Genomic DNA, 16,934 nt, shown 5'->3' with positions numbered 1-16,934 from the left:
GAATTGAAAGGTGCGGAACACACGACATGTCGACTGATGCTGCTGTCGATCGGAAGCGGATCAACGTCCTGATCTTCCCCGCGGGAGCGGAGAATGCACTCGAGATCTACCGCGCCATTCGCAACTCGATACACGTCAATGCGCTGGCCGCTTCGAGCCGGGACGACATTAGCTCCCTGATCTACGATCAGCCCATCCTGCCCCTCCCTGAGATGGAAGCACCCGACTTCCTAGAACAGCTGGACGAGCTGATCCGACGGAACGACATCGACGTGGTCTTCCCGACGCACGACTCCGCCGCCCTGTTCCTCGCCGAGCACGCTGACGAGATTCCGGCGAGCGTTCCGAACGCCGACCTGCGGACGAATCTCATCTGCCGGTACAAGGCCCGCACCTACGAGTTGTTCCGCGATGACCCATTCTGCCCCGAGGTTCACCATGCCGGAGAGCAGGCCCCGGTCTTCCCGCTTTTCGCGAAGCCCGATGTCGGCCAGGGCAGCAAGGGCACACGGGTTGTGCGGGATCGCCACGACCTTGACGAGGTGCGCAAGGAGCCGGGGATGCTCGTGCTCGAGTATCTCCCAGGAAAGGAGTACACGGTCGAGTGCTTCACCGACCGGAGAGGCCGACTGGTGTTCACCGGGACTCGCGAACGCGTGGAGATCCGAATGGGCATCTCGTTCCGCAGTCGGGAGACGGCCACGACGACGGAGATCCAGGCCATCGCCGACCGAATCAATGAGCGGATGGCGCTGCGCGGTCTGTGGTGGTTCCAGATTAAGGAGGCCGCGGACGGGAAGATGAAGCTGCTGGAGGTCTCGACCAGGGCTCCGGGCACCGGCGGGTTCTTCCGCCACCTGGGCGTAAACCTCCCGTTGCTGACGATCTTCGACCTGCTCGACCGACCGGTGGAGATCCGTCCTGCGCCGTTCCAGGTCGAGATGTTCCGATCGACGACCAATCACTACCGCTACTCGTTCACGTACGACCACGTGTACGTCGACCTGGACGACACTCTGATCGTGCGCGGCGCGGTCAATGCGGATCTCGTCCGCTTCCTTTACCTCGCCGCGGCACGCGGCAAGCGCCTGGTACTCATTACGAAATCGGTTGTCGACCCGCGTGGCGTCCTGCGAGATCACCACCTGGATCCGGCGCTATTCGACGAGATCGTCCACCTCGATGCGGACGAGAAGAAGTCGAACTACATCACCGAGGTGGACTCGATTTTCATCGATAATTGGTATCTAGAGCGTCGCGAGGTCGCCGAGGCCACCGGCATTCCGACCTTCGACGTAGATGCGGTTGAAGGACTGGTGCATTCCCTGTGACGATGACGCGCGTCGCTGTCTTCTCGTTCGCGGATATCGACAACTATGGCGATATCCTCTTCTCGCACGTCGTACGCCGTGAGCTCCTTCGGCGCCGCGACGATTTGGTCGTGGACTTCATCTCGCCGACGAGCACGCGAATCGGCGAGGATCTGTACCACCACTACGACCGGGACGCGATCGCTGCCCGGTACGACGCGCTCATCCTCGCCGGCGGGGAAGTGGTCCACTTCTTCGACCGCCGCAGCTGGCAGCCGATATATGAGCGTCTCGGCGTCGAGGTGCCCTCGGGGCGGGCGTCCGATGTCGTGTGGGACTGGTCCGACCTTCCGGCGCGCACCAAAGCGTGGCTCTCGGTCGGCGTCCGTCCGTTCGAGGACCAGACCGACCCCGCCCGAGTCGCTGCGACGCTCGACCGCCTGGACTTCGTTTCGGTACGGGGAATCCTTTCGCGGAAGATCTTGGAGGGCGGGGAGTACGTCGAGATGGATGACCGCATTCGGGTCAGTCCGGATCTCGGCTGGCTGTTCCCGCGTTTGCTCAATGATGAAGCTGCGCCTGAGCAGGAAGCGCCCTATGCGGTCTTCCAGTTCCACAACATCACCGTGGAAGAGGGCGCGCGGATCGCGGAGATGCTGCGGACCTTCCGCCGCATGACGGGACTGAACGTGATCCTGCTCCCCGTCATACATCTCTGGAATGACCGCGCGTCGATGCAACCCATCGTCGATGCCGCGGCCGGCGAGATCACCATGCCCGCTGAGAAGTTGGAGCCTCTCGAGATCACCCGGATCGTCGCCGGGGCGACGATCGTGATGTCGTCGAGCCTGCACGTGGCCATCACAGCGCTGGCGTACGGAATCCCTGCGGCGATCTTCAACAAGTGGCCGGGGACGAAGTTCCAAGACCTGCTTGGGCTACAGATGCGCACCGAGATGTTCGCCCGTTCGGTGGACGCGATCCCCTCGGTGCTGAACAGGCTGATGGTCGAGCGCGATGACCCTTCCGCCTTGCGCGCTTACAGGGACTTCATGGTCGCTACCCTCGACCGGACTTTCGACGAACTTGCGGCGGTGCTGTGATGTCCTTCTACTCGGATGCGGTGAAGCCGTTCGCCGACCGCGCGATCGCCACGATCGCGCTCATCTTCCTGTCACCGCTCGTCATCGTCGTAGCCGTGGCTCTCGCGATCCAGAACCGAGGCAACCCGTTCTTCACCCATGCCAGGGCAGGAAAAGACGGCGTTCTCTTTCGCGTCTTCAAGTTCCGCACGATGACGAATGCGAGGCATCCCGACGGTCGGCTGCTCGTAGACAAGGACCGGTTGACCCCGCTCGGCAGGACCATCCGCAAGCTGTCGATCGACGAGCTCCCGCAACTGTTGAACATCGTGCGCGGCGAGATGAGCCTGATCGGCCCTCGTCCGCTCGTCCCCGAGTACTTGCCGCACTACTCGCCTTATCACGCCCGCAGGCACGACGTTAGGCCGGGGGTGACCGGGCTCGCCCAGGTTGCGGGGCGGAACCGCCTGCCCTTCAGTAGACGCTTCGACCTCGACATCGAATACGTGGAGAACGTCTCGCTCCGCCTCGACCTCATCATCGTTTGGCGGACGGTCGTCGCGCTGTTCCGCTCCTCCGATGTGACGATGGGCAACGACCTCCGGCAGATCGACGATGTTGGCGTGACGCGCGGCCTACCCGACCACTACTTCAGCACCGCCCCTGAGGCCTCCGGCTCGCACCGACTGTGGATTGTGAACCACTATGCCTCGGCACCGTCTTCGAGCGGGAACAGCGGCCGTCACCATGCGCTCGGCAGGCACCTGGTCGATCACGGCTGGAGGACCGCCATCCTCGCGGCGTCGACCCAGCACCCGTCCGGGCGGCAGATCTTCCCGCGCCCCGCGCGGTTGCGGCGCGACAAAGACGACGGCGTCGACCGCCTCTGGATGTGGTCGAACTCCTATCGCTCCGGGGCGACGCGTTTAGCGGGGATGGCCACGTTCACCGTCAATCTGCTGCTCCCTCGCGCTACCCGTGGTCTCGACGCGCCGGATGCCGTCATGGGCAGCACAGTGCATCTGCTCGCCGCCTGGGCGGGCGCTCGGCTCGCACGGCGCCACCGGGTGCCGTTCATCTACGAGATCAGGGACATCTGGCCGGAGACGCTGGTAGACCTGGGAGCGCTGCGCGAGGACAGCCAGTCGGCACGAGCGATCAAGGCGCTGTCCCTCTCGCTGGCGCGCCGAGCATCCCTGGTGATCTCACCGCTGCCGGGCGTCGGCCGCTATCTCTCGGATAACGGCGTTGAGACGCCGTTCCTCTGGATCGCCAACGGTACTGACGCGTCACTGGCGGACCGGACCGCGGAAACGGCGCGTCCCGACGCCGATCGATTCACGTTCATGTATCTGGGGGCGCACGGGCGAGCGAATGCCCTCGACTCGTTGCTGGCGGCGTTCGACCGTGCCTGCGAGATCGCGCCAGAGATTGACCTCCGATTCCGCCTGGTGGGGAGCGGGCCGCTGCGCGAGTCGCTTATTCGATGGGCGCAGGAGCTGCCGCACGGCGAGCGTATCCAGTTCGAGGAACGTATCCCGCGGGCAGAAGTCGTCCACCGCGCGCGACATGCCGACTGCCTCGTTGCCAACCTCCGCGACCGGCCGATCTACCGCTACGGGATCAGCCTCAACAAGTTGTTCGACTACATGCTCGCCGCGCGGCCTGTCATCCTAGGAAGCAGCGCTTTCAACGATCCGGTCACCGAGGCTGGAGCAGGTGTCACCGTACCCGCCGACGACATCGAGGCCCTTGCAGCAGCCATGGCCGATGTCGCCCGTCTCTCTGATGAGGAACGTGAGGAAATGGGCAGCCGCGCCCGTGCGCATGTACTGGAGGAGTACTCCTATGAGACCCTCGCGTCGAAGCTCGCCGCGTCGCTCGATCGGCTGATCGCCTCATGACCAGGGTGGTTCATGTCTCGTCGGCCCACCCGTGGAGCGACAACCGCATCCACTACCGCGAGGCGGTGAGCCTGGCACGCGCTGGCTACGATGTTACCCTCGTCGCAGTCGCCACTGCGGAAGCGCCACCGTCTGGCCAGGTGCGCGTGATTACCGTCCCGCGGCTCCGAAGGGCGTGGCGGGTGCTGGTCTCTGGGCCGCGGGCGATCGTCGCGGCGCTGAAAACCGGTGCGCAGATCTTCCATCTGCACGACCCGGAACTGATTTGGGCCATTCCGTTGCTGCGCGCCGTCGGCCGCGCCGTGATATACGACGCCCATGAAGATCTGCCGGTGCAGGTGCTGGACAAGCCATACGCGAACGCCGTAACGCGGCCGGTTCTGGCCGCGGTGGCCAGGGCACTGTGCGCGGTGGCGGGCACCAGCACGGCAGTCATCGCGGCGACCGAGCAGGTGGCGACCAGGTTCCCGGACACGAAGACCACCGTCGTGCGGAACTTCCCCCGCTGCGTGAAGAGGAGGCGGAGGCGGTCCCCGTCGGCCGCCGGGATCCGCACCTGGTGTACATCGGCGCGATCGGTGCCGCGCGGGGCGTCGACGTGATGGTCGAGGCTATGGCGCATCCGGACATGCCGGAGGGGTGGACGCTGCGGCTCGCGGGCGCCGTGCCGCCGCCGCTCCTCGCGCGGCTGGAGAGGAAGCCCGGTTGGGAGCGCGTCGAGTACCTCGGAGTGATCCCTCCGCAGGCGGCACGCGAGCTCCTGCTCCGCGCTCGTGTGGGACTGTCGGTCTTGCAGGCGACGCCGGCGTACGTCGACGCGCTCCCTACGAAGATGTTCGAGTACTTCGCCGCGGGTGTACCCGTGATTGCCTCGGACTTCACTCTGTGGCGGAGTATCGTGGATGGACACCGTTGCGGGCAGCTGGTGGACGAGCGGGATCCGGCCGCCGTCGCACGGGCGGTGCGGCGCTATGCGGACGACCCAGCCCTTCTCGCCGAGCACAGCATCAACGCGCGGCACGCCGCCGTTGAGTCGCTGAACTGGGCGAGCGAGGCTCAGCAGTTGGTCCTGGCCTACGACGCGGTGTGCGATCGGGGAGTGCGGCGATCGTGATGTTCCGTGGCGCCGTCTCGAAGATCCTGCTGGGGACGCTGATCGGTCAGGGCGCGGTCCTACTCGTCTCCCCGGTGCTGTCCCGGCTGTACACCCCAGCGGACTTCGGTGCCTTCGCGATGGTGACAGCGGTATGCGCGGTGCTGAGCTCTCTCGCGACCTTCAGTTGGGAGAGGGCCGTCGTCCTTCCACGGGAAGATGCGGAGGCGCGAGTCCTCATCAAGCTCGGTCTCGTGACGATGGTCGTGGTCATCTCAGTTGTCACCGTCGTGATGTACTTCGGCCGCAACATCCTCGCAGAAATCTCAGGCGTGGTGATCTTAGAGAGCTTCTGGTGGGTGATTCCAGTAAGCCTCGTGGCGATGAGCCTAAACGCACTGGTATCGGCGTGGATTGTACGTAGGCAGGACTACTCGGGCTTGGCGGTGCGCAACGCGGCGCAAGGGATTGCGCAAGCGGCGTGGAGCGTCGGCCTCGGATGGATCGGCCTGGCGCCGTTCGGCCTCGTCTCCAGTCTGGCGGCCGGGCGATTTGCCGGATTGTTTGGGCTCGGCCTCAGGTCGCGTCGCTCCGACCCGCCGCCGGACTCGAGGGTCGAAGCGGTGTCAATGCGTGAGGTCGCCCGCAGGTACCGTCGCTTCCCTCTGATCAACACCTGGTCAAGCATGGTCAACTCCATAGGGCTCCAACTGCCGTCGCTCCTGCTCATAGCGGTTTACGGTGCAGCAGAGGCCGGACTCTTCGCGTTGACGATGCGTGTGCTGGCGGCACCGGTGGGGATGATCGTTGACGCTGTCAGCAAACATTTCGAGAGCACCTTCGCACACCGATTACGGGAACGTCAGCCAGGACTCCGGCAGATGGTGCTCATCCTGGTGAGTCGACAAACGCTCCTCGGCGTCGGTCCTGCTCTCATAGTGATGATCTGTGGACCATGGCTCTTCTCGATGGTGTTCGGAAGTCAGTGGGCCGGTTCTGGGGTATTTGCGCAGCTCGTGGTCGTGGCCTATCTGGCACAGTTCATCGTCGTACCCGTCTCTAGAGGGCTCGTTCTGCTTGAACAGCAGGCGCAGCAACTTTGGTGGGACGTGAGTAGGGCAGTCGGAGCTGCCTGTGCGATCATGGGGGCGGGCCTCGTGGATCTCGACATGGGGTGGGCACTCGCTGGCTGGGCCACGGTCCAAGTTCTCAGCTATGCGATCATGCTACTTCTGGTGTTGCGTGCGGCCACAGCACGGGATCAGAGGAATGTAGGACGAGGGGGAGGCAGATGAGCTCACTTGATCATCGGGCAGCGCAGCCACCTCAACTTCGTGTCATGCCCGGCCGTTTACTCCGATCTCATAGAGTAGAGCGAGAGAAGCGCTTTGTCTCGCTATTCTTTCGCAATGTCGTAACGGTCCCTGCTGCAGTTGTCTTGTACGCAGTAGCGTTGCATTGGACTTATCGATCAATAATTCAGCCAGCGTTTGCATATGCCGGACAGCGGTACGTGCCAGCGCCTCTTTCGTTGGTTGTGCTAACGGTTATTCTGGCGATACTGACTGCGTGGGTACTGCCGCATCGTCTTACGCGGCCTTCTAGCACGGTTCTCTGGGTGCTCTACGTGGTCACAATCGCGCCGACCATCCTTATGAGCACCTATGCAGGGATACTTGACGCTTGGGACGCTGTCGCAATGTCAACAGGCTTCGCTGCAGCCTTCGCGATCGCGTGTTTCGGCGTGCGCGCAAGAGGTGGTCGGCGTCCATTGATGGCGCGGCCGAGCGGCACGACATTCTGGCTTGTTATTATTGCATTCTCGACTCTTGTTTACGGATATCTTGCACTTGTTGCGGGCCTGAATTTAACTCTGCTGTCGATCTTTGATGTCTACGATGTAAGAGAAGACTATGCGGAGATTCTCGCAGGTGCAGGTCTGCTAGGTTACCTTGTTTCGACGCAGGCTTATGTCGTCAATCCGCTCATCATTAGCAGAGGTTTGATTTCTCAACGTTGGTCCGTCGTTGCAATTGGGGTTCTCGGGCAGCTCGTTATATACTCGGGAACGGGATTCAAGACGGTCTTGTTTAGCATTCCGACCTTGCTTATCATGGCATTGTTGTTTCGCATGAATCCTCGACCGCGTGCGCTGACTCTTGTGTGGGGGGCGTCGGGGCTGATTCTTTTCGCCGCAGCGCTGGATAAACTGAGCGGTGGGATATTGTGGTCCTCGCTTTTTGCGAGACGCTTCCTGATTACACCTGCCCGACTTTCGCAGCAATATGTGTCCTTCTATGGTGACGGGCCATTCGAGATGTTGTCTCACTCCGTTCTTGCGCCGTTCTTTCAAAATCCCCCGTATCCGCGCGGTCCGGCGCGGATGATTGGGCTGTGGGTCTCGGGGTCTTCCGAACTCTCGGCGAATGCGAATCTCTTTGCCGACGGGTATGCGCATTTCGGATGGTTTGGCGTATTCGGGGCGGGTGTTATTCTGTTGATCTTCCTTCGTGTCCTAGATCGCGCAGCGCACGGGCTGCCATCAATGGTTGCCTCGCTGGTCGTCGTCATGCCGGCCGTGGCGCTGTCGAATACCTCGATCCTGACGTCCATGTTCTCTCACGGTCTCGTAGCGATGGCCGTACTCCTAATGCTGGCGCCAAAACGGGGGTGGAGTCCGCGTCGATCCACGCGCTTAGAATCGTCACGGCCACAGAAGCGAGTTCGGGGGGGCGCGCGGATGAGGCCCCGGCAAAATCGATCTGATTCGTGAAGTTGAAATGACGCTCTGGGTTGCGGCCGCGTTTGGTGCGCTTGACCTTAGACAGCACAGGCTCGCAGCCGATGGGTATGAGCTGATTGCGACCCCGATTCGGCCGGGCATCCCCTCGATGCTTTGGGGCGACGGCGCAAGGTTGTGGCGAAGGTTGTCCGTTGAGCCGTGCAGCAGGTCGGACCTGAACCAAGAAGAGCAGGATCATCTTGGGAGGCTTGTAGACATGGGGCTCGCCCGCAGAGCCGAAGTAGGCATCGCGCCGGCCATTGCATCGGCCCCATGGCTGAGTTCTCCACAGCATGAGCTCGTCTATGCCCTATTATCGCGCGTGGCCGCCCGACTCGACATCGACATCGTGTTCATCAAAGGGCCTATCCTGCACGCGCAGGGCCTCAGGTCCCGGGAGCATTCGGGTGATGTTGACTGTTGGGTGCGGCCGGGGCAGGATATCCGTCTCGCAGAGGCAATGCGGGCGTGGGGGTGGAGGCCGTTCTACTCGGCATTCACGGGAACCGATATTCCGCATTCCTTGTCGCTGTTCGCTGGTGGCTGGGGATGTGCTGTCGACGTTCATACCCGGTTCCCGGGTATGAACCTGGACCCGGTTATCGCATTCGAGCAAGTGCTTGCTACGTCGGAACGGCGGACCTTTGCGGGAAACGATTTGCGCACGCCGTCCCGGCCAGTTGGGGCTGTGATTTTCGCGCTGCATGAGATGCGACCCGCTGACGGTCTACCTCCGAGCGTGGCCAAGGTGGCGAGCGCTGTCTCGACGCTTCGTGCAGCAGGTGCCGACGCCATCGCAGCGTCCGGTCTTCTTGGAGCGGGTTACGTGCTCAACCCTGTGTTGCAGGACGTGTTTCCTGATGCGCGCATCGAGCTTTCGAGGACAGGAAAACCGCCCCATTGGGATCTGCGAGAGATGCCAATGGGGCCGCGTAAATATCTGAGAGCGGTTGGACGGATACGTGCTAGGGATCGCGTGCGGGTACTCTTCCGTCTCATTTGGCCGAGCAAGGATATGGTGCACAACAGCCAACTGGTGAAGGACGAAGAGTTCGGTCATGAGACCCGTGCCCGTTTGCGTCGACTCAGAATAGGCGCTTGTAGGTTTCTCCGGGGAAAATGAGCGGCTCCTGGAGGTACCGACCAACTGCGCGGCGAGGATGTCGTTACGGCTTATCTGGCTCTTCGCAGTTGAGGGTGTAGTCGAGCGGCGTCGGCTGTTCGCGGATAGATGTCGAGGTCTTCCAGGATGGAAGTTCTCACACTGCCCATCTGCCGGAGGGCCTCGACGTGCACCATCCTACGTTTGCGACCCCTGATCTCACCACGTTCTGCGGTCTCGACGAGCTTGGCCTCGAAGTCGTCGGCCAGCGTCTCGAGCCTGATCGGGCGGTGTTGGAGTGCCACGTCGTCGACGACGACGACCGGTGGTGCCGGAAGTGCGGCGCCGAGGGCGTGCCGCAGGACACCGTGACGCGGCCGCTCGCGCACGAGCCGTTCGGGCATCTGCCGACGACGCTGCTGGTGCGGGTGCGCCGGTACCGGCGTGTGTCCTGCCGCCGGACGTGGCGGCAGCACACGACGAAGGCGGCGGCGCCGCGGACGAAGGTCTCTCGCGGCGGGATCGGGTGGGCGCTGACCGCGATCGTGGTCGACCATCTCACCGTTTCCGCGCCGCAGCAGGCGTGGGGTGTCGTGTCATACCGCGAACGCCGCGTTCCTCGCCGAGGGCAGGCGTCGACTGATGGGACTGCACGAGTAGGTGACATCTGATCCGCCTTGCCCGAGGGGAGGCCTGGAAGGATTTTGCTGTGCCCGCTCTACGTGCGAGCTGACACACCGCTCGTGCGGTTCGATGTAGAGGGCTACCTCGCGCAGGCGCGGGTCTAATCTGACGGCTCTCATGGAACTCGAGATCACAACCGCACCCCGCGAGACGCTCGTGTGGGCACCGACGACCCGGGACGTCGACCAGCTGCGCCGCGAGCTCACCGATGCCGGCTTCCTCGTGATGGATGCCGACCCCTGGGAGCTGAACGACTTCGGGCGTATCCCTGAGGATCTGCACAGTTCGATCCCGCCCGCATCTGCGACGTCGAGTCCACCGTGCACTTCGGCGTCTCAGTCCGCGCGACCCGGGCAATAACCGTGGCGAGGAATCGGTCTGCAGGCATGAGGTTTACCAATTCTTGGTACCATGTGTCCCATGGCGTCCAACACCTCGATCAGCCTCGACGAGCACTTCACGGACTTCCTCGCCCAAGAGGTCGCGACCGGGCGGTACCGCTCCGCCAGCGAGGTCGTGCGCGCAGGGTTGCGGCTGCTGGAGGATCACGAATCGCAGATGTCCGTGCTCCGTGCATCTCTCGCCGCCGGAGAAGAGAGCGGTGAGCCCGAGGCCTTCGACTTCGACGCGTTCATCGCATCGAAGCGCGCGTGATCGACTACAGGCTCTCCCCGGCGGCGCAGCGGGATCTGTCCTCGATCTGGGACTACACGCTCGAGCGCTGGGACGAGAGCCAGGCAGAGACCGATGTGCTGGAGATCAGGGCCGCCATCGAGCGCATCGCCGCGCAGCCTGAGCGTGGCCGCCCGGTCGACGAGATCCGTGGGGGCTACTGGCGCTACTCGATCGGCAGCCACCTGATCTTCTTCGTCGAGCGCCCCGGCGGCGGCGTGGACGTGATCCGCATCCTGCACCAGCGGATGGACCCCACTCGTCACGTGTGAGCGCACCCCTGAACAGCAGGGCTGCGGGGACCCGGCCGCCCACTCACTCGCAGGCGACGCCGTCGCCGTCTCGGTCGAGCTTGCGGGTGTATCCCGGCTCGCCGGCGTAGAGAGGCGCCGCGCCCGCAGCGCGGACGGCGGTGCAGTTCTGGTAGAACACGTTTGATGGAGGCGCAGGCTTCGCGGGTGCGGGCTTCGCCGGCGCGGGCTTCGCCGGGGCCGGCTTCGACGGGGCAGGCGCCGGCGCCACCGGTACGGGCTTCGCCGACGCCGTCTCCGACGGCACAGGCTGCGGCGCCGGTGTCGCCGCATCCGCAGCATCCTCGGTCCGCACCGGTTCCGGCGCGACCGTTGCGTACTCCGAGACCGGTGCGGGCTCATCGGGGCATCCGGTCAGCACGCGCGCGATCGCGTCGTGCTCGGCCTGCGTGACCCACAGGCCGTAGGTCGCCTTCACGGCGACCTGCCGGGCCACATACTCGCAGCGGAACGCCTTGTTGGCGGGCAGCCAGGTGGCGGCGTCGCCGTCGCGTTTCTGCGCGTTGGCGTGGCCGTCGACGGCGAGCAGGTTCAGCGGGTCGTTGGCGAACGTGGCGCGCTGGTCGGGCGTGAGCGCCTGAGCGCCCTTCTGCCAGGCGTCGCTGAGTGCGACGACGTGATCGATCTGCACGAGCTCCGATGTGCCCTGGCCACGTTGGAAGGCGATCAGGTCGCCGGTGTACGGGTCGGTGAGCACTCCCGACATGACCTTGCACGTGCCCTGCTTCTCGACGCCGATCAGCTGCCCGGCGAGGATGTCGTTGCGGGTGTCGCATCCGTTGTGATCGATGTCCAGCCAGCGCTGACCGAACTGCTCCCGGTCGTAGCCGGTCTTCGCCGCCCGGCCCTTCACCGGCAGCGACTCCAGCACCTCCAGCGCGGTGCGCCCGGCCGTCGCGGAGCCGTCCGCCGGCGCGGATGCCTCCCGGCGAACGCGACAGCATCGGCATCCTCCTCGGCGACATCCGGGGTGGCGTCGGCAGTCGGCGACAGCGTCGCGACGGGTGTCGCAGCGACGACGGGAGCATCCGACGGCTGGCCGAGCACGACCGAACTGAGGCTGCCCGTGATCAGGAACCCCACCGCCGAGACCACGGTCACGACCGTCGCCGTCCTGCGGCTGCGGAAGCGCAGCCAGGTGCGCGTGTTCTTCGCCAGCGCGACGATCCCGGTGATCAGCACCACCAGCCACAGCGGGGCGAACACGGGCGAGAGCAGGATGCCCAGCACCACCACCGCGATGCCGATCAGCACCCACGCCCACACCGGCAGGCGGCGGCGCCTGGTCTTCGCGGCTGCAGGCGTCGCTGGCGGAGGCAGCAGCCCGGGGCCGGCGACCGGCTGCACGTATTCGGTCCATGCGGCACCATCCCACCAGCGGTGCTGCTCAGGCCGCGAAGGATCGGGGTACCAGCCTGCGGGCGCGCTCGTCATCACTCGTCCACCGTTCCGCCGGCGCGCGAAGGCGCAGGCACGCATGCGCGCATGAGCGCGAGCCATCGGGCATCCGTCGGGTCGGATTCCCCGCTCCGTCCCCCTCGGACGGATGCTCTGATTCTATGCGTCCGCATGGGATGGGTCGTGGCGGGCCAGGTTGTTTCCTGGGTCACTGAGAACGCAGTTGTTGCGAGACAATTGGGTTGTTTCCTCGTATAATGACAACCATGCCTAGAGGAGACAACCCAAGCCGTGCCGTGTTGCTCAACGCTCTCCCTCCCGCGCTGCACGCCGAAGCGACCGATGATGGAGCCAAAGTGATCCACAACGGTCGCGTCCTCCGTCTGCGTTCAGTCTGGGCAGGTCAAGGATTCCCATCGGACATCCGAAGGATCCTTGAGCGAGGCGACGAAGAGAGCTTCGCGCGCGCGGTCGTGACAGCGCGTCGAATGAGTCCAGGCGCGATCGACCTTCTCGCAGACCGGGGCATCTCCTGGGCGGATGCTGACGGACAGGCCGACATCGCCATGCCCGAGGGGCTGTATATCGCGCGGCTGAAGCCGCGCCCGCTGCCTCGCAACAAGACCACGCTGCTGACTTGGTCTCCGAGTGCAGATGTGATCGCCGAGTACATCCTCTCCAGGCGGGTGCAATCGCCTGCAGGTCAGGTCGACTTCTGGAACGGCGTCGACCGTGTTGCCCAGATCGCTCACGCCACGGGGATCTCGGCCGGACAGGTGGCAAAGGTCTTGGTGACCTTCGACGAAGCCGGTTACACCGCGAAGTTCGGCCCGGAACGAGGCCCGAGCTCCACGCGGGAGCTGCGGGGGAAGAGTTCGTTGCTCAGCGACTGGGCGGGGCACTACAAGCGAGGCACCGGGCGGCGTCAGAAGGCTGAACTGCACGTCCTGTCCCGGGACCCGACGGGTCTGGAGTGAGATCGTCTCCCAGGCGCTTGACGGGGAAGAGTGGGCGATGTCCGGCTGGGTCGGTGCCGATGCCGTCGCTCCGTTCAGCACGTCTGTCCCGAATACGATCGTGTACGTTCCGGAGGATGGCTTCATTCGATCGCTCGAGCTGCTCACGTCGCGCTCCGAAGTCACGCAGGTCGACAGAGGCGGACGCATCCGATTGCGAACCGCTCCCCGCCACGTCTTCGCATTCGTGTCGGAGGCCCACGGGCAGCCGATCGTGTCGCCTGTGCGCATCTACGGCGACCTCGTCAGCGCCGACAACAGGGGTGCTGACGCAGCGGAGCACTTGCGGGAGGTAGCCATTGGATTCTGAATCGCGCAACCGAGACACGCGGGCCAGAGCAGAGGAAGCGCTCGTCCGGTTCGCATTGCTCGCCGAAGGACATTCCACCGACTTCGTCGTGATCGGCGGACTCAACCCGGACTTCCTAGCGCCGTACGCTCCTAACCCGCACATGGGCACGACCGAGCAACTCGTCGTTGCCGGTGACGATGCCGACCCAGAGCAACTGCGGGCGGATGTGATGATTTCCGCTGAGCAGTTTCTCGCCGCTTATCAGGATCTGTGACCGACGTCGAGCGAGAACAGGGAGAACATGTCGGATCGATACGCTGTCGACATGGGGGAACGCATCGTCGTCAGTGCCGTCGGGGCGGCCGTCGAAGTAGACATGACCGACCTCGCGGAGGCCGATCGCGCCGTCGTCGCCGACGCCTGGCGCGACGCCCGGCTGCCGGACGCGCGCCATGTCGACGTGTCTGTTCGCGCCGCAGCATCCGACGACGCCGAGCGGATGCTGGCGCGCGTCAGTACCGACGTCACGCTCGCCGCGCTCGAGCATCGCAGGGGCGACCTGTGGATGCTGCACGCGGCAGGCCTCGCCGACGAACGCGGGCACGTCGTCGCGCTCGCGGCGCCCTCGGGCGCCGGCAAGACCACCGCGGCGCGGCACCTCTCCGCCCGCTACGCGTACGTCAGCGACGAGACCGTCGGCGTCGACTCGCAGGGCGGCATCGCCGCCTACCGCAAGCCGCTGTCGATGATTCAGCCGGATCGCGTGCACAAGCAGCAGATCCCGCCGTCGCAGTTCGAGAGCGGGGAGTGGCCGGCACGGCCGCTGCGGCTGTCGGCGCTCGCCGTGCTCGCACGCGACGAGGCCGCGCCCGAGGTGCCCGAGGTCACGCCGCTGTCGACGGCCGAGGCGCTGGAGGCGCTGGGCCCGCAGTCGAGCTACCTTTGCGACCTGCGCGACGGCCTGCACCTGGTCGAGGCGCTGCTGCGCGCGACCGGCGGCGCTGTGCGCATCCGCTACCGCGAGGCATCCTCACTCGACGATGCCGTCGCGGCGCTGCTGGATCGGGAGCCACCGTTCGATCTCGTCGTGCCTCTCGTGTCGGACCAGGCGCCGGAGCGCGCGACCGGCCCGGGGAGCGGCTGTACCGCGGAGCCGCGATCGACGCGATGGAGCTGCCCGACGACGGGCGCATCGCCGTGCTGCAGCGCTCCGCCTCGGGCGGACGGCTGAACGTGCTCGACGGCATCGGGCCCGCCATCTGGCGGGCGGCGAACGGGACGACCCTCGACGACCTCGTGTCAGTCGTCACGACCGAGCTGGGCGAACCGCCCGACGGCGCGGATGCTGCGCAGCTGGTCGGCGCCGCAGTCGACGAGCTGCGCGCCGGCGGGATGCTGGCCGACGAACCGGGATGGCGGATCGACCCGCGCACGGCCTGGACGGGAGGCGCGGGCCGGACCGTCGTGCTGGGACTGGCCGACCTGCAGGCGCAGCCTCTGGCGCTGGAGGGATCGGCGAACGCGGTGTGGCAGGTGCTCGCGGAGCACGGGGCGGTGGCGCAGGGGCAGCTGCTGCGCGAGGTCGCCGACGGATACGACGTGCAGCCCGACGGCATCGAGGCCGACGTCGTCGCGCTGCTCGAGGGGCTGCGGGAGAAGCGCGTGGTCGACTACTGCTGAGGTGAGAGCGTTTCGTCTCGGTCGCTGGCGCTCCCTCGCTCAACGACCCCGTGGTCGTTGAGCGAGCGGAGCGAGACGAAACGCCCTCAGCGGCCCGAGGGCCCCGCCGCGCTGTAGTACTCGCGGCCGTAGTACGCGGCATCGGCGCCCTTGCGCGGCACGCGGTTCAGCACGATGCCGAGCACCCGGCCCTTCGTGCGGGTGATGTTGTCGATCGCGCGCTGCAGCATGTCGAACGTCGTCCTGCCCGACGACGCCACGATCACCACGCCATCCGCTGCGGTCGCCAGCACGGCGGCATCCGTCACCGGCAGCACCGGCGGGGAATCGAGGATGACGATCGCCGACTCGCTGAGCGAGCGCACGAATTCCCGCATCCGCTGCGAACCCAGCAGCTCGCTCGGGTTCGGCGGGATGCGGCCGGCCGGCACGACCGCGAGGGGCGACTCGGCATGAGGTCGAACCGCGACATCCTGCAGTTCCGCCCTGCCGGCGAGGATGTCGGTCAGGCCCGCGTCTGCCGAGAGCCCGAAGATGTCCGCCACGACCGGCCGGCGCAGATCGCAGTCGATGAGGATGGCCCGCTGCCCGGCGGCCGCCAGGCTGGATGCCAGATTCACCGCGACCGTCGACTTGCCGTCGCCCGGCGTCGAACTGGTGACGACGATCACGCGCGGCGGGTTGTCCACGTCGATGAACTGCAGGTTCGTGCGCAGCTCGCGCATCGACTCGACGGTGTGGTGCGAGATCCCGACTCCGCCGTCGGACGAGAAGTCGATCACCCGGCGCTCGCCGTCGAGCGTCTTCTCCAGCGGCAGCGTGCCGATCACGGCGATACCGGTCTCGCGCTCGACGTCACGAGGATGCCGCACGCGGCGGTCGAGCGTGTTGCGGATGAACGCATAGCCGATGCCCAGCGCGAAGCCGATCAGAGCGCCGATGAGGGTGTTGAGCCTCGTGTTCGGCGACGAGGGCGACGTCGGGAGCCGGGCCGAATCGCCGACCGTCAGCGAGACGTTCGCAGGCTTGTCGGCCGTGCCGCCCTCGACCTTGTTGATCTCGACGGACATGCCCCGCAGCCACGCCTCGGCGAGCTTCTGGGCCTCTTCGGGGTGGAGCCGTCGGCCGTGACCTTCAGCGCCACCGTGTCGAGCGGGTTGGTCACTGTGACGCGCGCGACGAGCGACTCGGGGGAGTCGTCGAGACCGAGTTCCTCTGCGGCATGCTCGGCGACGGAACGCCAGGTGCCGAGGTTCAGGTACGACTTCACACGGCTCTGGGCGAGCTGGTTGCCGATCATCGCGCTGCCCGCGCTGTCATCGGCGGACCTGACGGAGACGATGCCCGTGGCGTCGGCCGTGTAGACCTTCGGCTGCAGCATGCTCCAGCCGAAGCCGATGGCGGCGCCGAGCACCGTCGCGACGACGACGACGATCCAGTGCGCACGCAGGATGCGCAGGTAGTCGCGAAGCTCCACTCGTGATGTCCTTCCCCGCCCGAGCTTACGCGAGCCCTCCGTGGTCGTTGAGCGAGCGGAGGAGGAGCGATGCCCCGTGGTCGTTGAGCGAGCGACGAAGGAGCGAGACGAAACGGTTTCACCCTCCCGGT

General features: G+C 65.5%; 19 protein-coding genes and 1 pseudogene. 16 read left to right on the top strand and 4 right to left on the bottom strand.

Annotated elements, in window-relative coordinates; genetic code table 11:
• Positions 1-26: 26 nt before the first annotated feature.
• The 11 genes and pseudogenes from L2X99_RS10530 to L2X99_RS10480 all read left to right on the top strand — a co-directional run bounded on the left by L2X99_RS10530 (position 27) and on the right by L2X99_RS10480 (position 10,901).
• The gene (locus L2X99_RS10530; RefSeq protein WP_236135076.1) at positions 27-1,331 is read left to right on the top strand and encodes an ATP-grasp domain-containing protein; all 1,305 of its coding nucleotides are present in this window, start codon (positions 27-29) and stop codon (positions 1,329-1,331) included.
• Between the two features lie 2 nt (positions 1,332-1,333).
• On the top strand, positions 1,334-2,413 hold the full coding sequence (locus L2X99_RS10525) for a polysaccharide pyruvyl transferase family protein (protein WP_236123664.1): 1,080 nt from the start codon (positions 1,334-1,336) through the stop codon (positions 2,411-2,413).
• The gene (locus L2X99_RS10520) at positions 2,413-4,296 is read left to right on the top strand and encodes a sugar transferase (protein ID WP_236135075.1); all 1,884 of its coding nucleotides are present in this window, start codon (positions 2,413-2,415) and stop codon (positions 4,294-4,296) included. The genes L2X99_RS10525 and L2X99_RS10520 overlap by 1 nt, the downstream gene beginning before the upstream one ends.
• On the top strand, positions 4,293-4,898 hold the full coding sequence (locus L2X99_RS10515; RefSeq protein WP_236123666.1) for a glycosyltransferase family 4 protein: 606 nt from the start codon (positions 4,293-4,295) through the stop codon (positions 4,896-4,898). Before L2X99_RS10520 ends, L2X99_RS10515 begins: the two co-directional genes overlap by 4 nt.
• Entirely contained in the window at positions 4,856-5,410 is a 555-nt protein-coding gene (locus L2X99_RS10510; RefSeq protein ID WP_236123667.1) for a glycosyltransferase, read from the top strand. Before L2X99_RS10515 ends, L2X99_RS10510 begins: the two co-directional genes overlap by 43 nt.
• Positions 5,410-6,684 carry a lipopolysaccharide biosynthesis protein gene (locus L2X99_RS10505; RefSeq protein ID WP_236123668.1) on the top strand — a complete coding sequence of 425 codons (1,275 nt, stop codon included), beginning with the start codon at positions 5,410-5,412 and terminating at the stop codon, positions 6,682-6,684. The genes L2X99_RS10510 and L2X99_RS10505 overlap by 1 nt, the downstream gene beginning before the upstream one ends.
• Positions 6,685-7,007: 323 nt before the next feature.
• On the top strand, positions 7,008-8,162 hold the full coding sequence (locus tag L2X99_RS10500) for a hypothetical protein (protein ID WP_236135074.1): 1,155 nt from the start codon (positions 7,008-7,010) through the stop codon (positions 8,160-8,162).
• Between the two features lie 226 nt (positions 8,163-8,388).
• A complete protein-coding gene (locus L2X99_RS10495; protein ID WP_236123670.1) occupies positions 8,389-9,294 on the top strand; it encodes a hypothetical protein in 906 nt (301 codons plus the stop codon).
• A gap of 167 nt (positions 9,295-9,461) precedes the next feature.
• Positions 9,462-9,918 (top strand): annotated as a pseudogene (locus tag L2X99_RS10490) (ISL3 family transposase); the annotation flags it as partial.
• Between the two features lie 459 nt (positions 9,919-10,377).
• Positions 10,378-10,611, top strand: a complete 234-nt coding sequence (locus L2X99_RS10485) for a type II toxin-antitoxin system ParD family antitoxin (protein WP_236123671.1) — start codon at positions 10,378-10,380, stop codon at positions 10,609-10,611.
• Positions 10,608-10,901 (top strand): type II toxin-antitoxin system RelE/ParE family toxin, encoded by a 294-nt coding sequence (locus tag L2X99_RS10480; RefSeq protein ID WP_236123672.1) that lies wholly within the window; start codon positions 10,608-10,610, stop codon positions 10,899-10,901. Before L2X99_RS10485 ends, L2X99_RS10480 begins: the two co-directional genes overlap by 4 nt.
• 43 nt (positions 10,902-10,944) lie before the next feature.
• Here the strand turns inward: L2X99_RS10480 and L2X99_RS18330 are convergent, their stop codons facing one another.
• Together L2X99_RS18330 and L2X99_RS18325 are read right to left on the bottom strand one after the other, a co-directional pair.
• Positions 10,945-11,811, bottom strand: a complete 867-nt coding sequence (locus L2X99_RS18330; protein WP_329607979.1) for a GmrSD restriction endonuclease domain-containing protein — start codon at positions 11,809-11,811, stop codon at positions 10,945-10,947.
• Complete coding sequence (locus tag L2X99_RS18325) at positions 11,790-12,374, bottom strand: DUF2510 domain-containing protein (protein ID WP_236123673.1); 585 nt, start codon at positions 12,372-12,374, stop codon at positions 11,790-11,792. The genes L2X99_RS18330 and L2X99_RS18325 overlap by 22 nt, the downstream gene beginning before the upstream one ends.
• Before the next feature lie 230 nt (positions 12,375-12,604).
• Here L2X99_RS18325 and L2X99_RS10460 point away from each other — a divergent pair, with 230 nt between their 5' ends.
• From L2X99_RS10460 to L2X99_RS10440, 5 genes are read left to right on the top strand one after another with little or no spacing between them, the layout of a single operon-like run.
• Positions 12,605-13,315 carry a hypothetical protein gene (locus L2X99_RS10460; RefSeq protein ID WP_236135073.1) on the top strand — a complete coding sequence of 237 codons (711 nt, stop codon included), beginning with the start codon at positions 12,605-12,607 and terminating at the stop codon, positions 13,313-13,315.
• Between the two features lie 37 nt (positions 13,316-13,352).
• On the top strand, positions 13,353-13,664 hold the full coding sequence (locus L2X99_RS10455) for a type IV toxin-antitoxin system AbiEi family antitoxin (protein ID WP_236123675.1): 312 nt from the start codon (positions 13,353-13,355) through the stop codon (positions 13,662-13,664).
• Positions 13,654-13,920 carry a hypothetical protein gene (locus L2X99_RS10450; RefSeq protein ID WP_236135072.1) on the top strand — a complete coding sequence of 89 codons (267 nt, stop codon included), beginning with the start codon at positions 13,654-13,656 and terminating at the stop codon, positions 13,918-13,920. Before L2X99_RS10455 ends, L2X99_RS10450 begins: the two co-directional genes overlap by 11 nt.
• 51 nt (positions 13,921-13,971) lie before the next feature.
• Positions 13,972-14,877, top strand: a complete 906-nt coding sequence (locus L2X99_RS10445; protein ID WP_236135071.1) for a hypothetical protein — start codon at positions 13,972-13,974, stop codon at positions 14,875-14,877.
• On the top strand, positions 14,814-15,326 hold the full coding sequence (locus tag L2X99_RS10440) for a PqqD family protein (protein ID WP_236135070.1): 513 nt from the start codon (positions 14,814-14,816) through the stop codon (positions 15,324-15,326). Before L2X99_RS10445 ends, L2X99_RS10440 begins: the two co-directional genes overlap by 64 nt.
• Positions 15,327-15,412: 86 nt before the next feature.
• On the opposite strand, the gene L2X99_RS10435 is transcribed toward L2X99_RS10440, so the two are convergent.
• Positions 15,413-16,396: a polysaccharide biosynthesis tyrosine autokinase gene (locus L2X99_RS10435; RefSeq protein WP_236123678.1), complete on the bottom strand. Its 984-nt coding sequence runs from the start codon at positions 16,394-16,396 to the stop codon at positions 15,413-15,415.
• Complete coding sequence (locus L2X99_RS10430; protein ID WP_236123679.1) at positions 16,333-16,803, bottom strand: YveK family protein; 471 nt, start codon at positions 16,801-16,803, stop codon at positions 16,333-16,335. The genes L2X99_RS10435 and L2X99_RS10430 overlap by 64 nt, the downstream gene beginning before the upstream one ends.
• Positions 16,804-16,934: the final 131 nt, after the last annotated feature.

It is taken from the genome of Microbacterium sp. KUDC0406 (assembly GCF_021582875.1).
GTDB lineage: Bacteria > Actinomycetota > Actinomycetes > Actinomycetales > Microbacteriaceae > Microbacterium.
The sequence above is the reverse complement of the archived record's forward strand: the minus strand, read 5'-3'. Positions and strand labels throughout refer to the sequence as shown.

Excerpts from the sequence above, each read along its gene's own strand:
- L2X99_RS10530 (WP_236135076.1), top strand. The coding sequence starts at position 27 with ATGTCGACTGATGCTGCTGTCGATCGGAAGCGGATCAACGTCCTGATC.
- L2X99_RS10525 (WP_236123664.1), top strand. The coding sequence starts at position 1,334 with ATGACGCGCGTCGCTGTCTTCTCGTTCGCGGATATCGACAACTATGGC.
- L2X99_RS10520 (WP_236135075.1), top strand. The coding sequence starts at position 2,413 with ATGTCCTTCTACTCGGATGCGGTGAAGCCGTTCGCCGACCGCGCGATC.
- L2X99_RS10515 (WP_236123666.1), top strand. The coding sequence starts at position 4,293 with ATGACCAGGGTGGTTCATGTCTCGTCGGCCCACCCGTGGAGCGACAAC.
- L2X99_RS10505 (WP_236123668.1), top strand. The coding sequence starts at position 5,410 with ATGTTCCGTGGCGCCGTCTCGAAGATCCTGCTGGGGACGCTGATCGGT.
- L2X99_RS10495 (WP_236123670.1), top strand. The coding sequence starts at position 8,389 with ATGGGGCTCGCCCGCAGAGCCGAAGTAGGCATCGCGCCGGCCATTGCA.
- L2X99_RS10485 (WP_236123671.1), top strand. The coding sequence starts at position 10,378 with ATGGCGTCCAACACCTCGATCAGCCTCGACGAGCACTTCACGGACTTC.
- L2X99_RS18325 (WP_236123673.1), bottom strand. The coding sequence starts at position 12,374 with ATGACGAGCGCGCCCGCAGGCTGGTACCCCGATCCTTCGCGGCCTGAG.
- L2X99_RS10460 (WP_236135073.1), top strand. The coding sequence starts at position 12,605 with ATGCCTAGAGGAGACAACCCAAGCCGTGCCGTGTTGCTCAACGCTCTC.
- L2X99_RS10455 (WP_236123675.1), top strand. The coding sequence starts at position 13,353 with ATGTCCGGCTGGGTCGGTGCCGATGCCGTCGCTCCGTTCAGCACGTCT.
- L2X99_RS10445 (WP_236135071.1), top strand. The coding sequence starts at position 13,972 with ATGGGGGAACGCATCGTCGTCAGTGCCGTCGGGGCGGCCGTCGAAGTA.
- L2X99_RS10440 (WP_236135070.1), top strand. The coding sequence starts at position 14,814 with ATGGAGCTGCCCGACGACGGGCGCATCGCCGTGCTGCAGCGCTCCGCC.
- L2X99_RS10435 (WP_236123678.1), bottom strand. The coding sequence starts at position 16,396 with ATGTCCGTCGAGATCAACAAGGTCGAGGGCGGCACGGCCGACAAGCCT.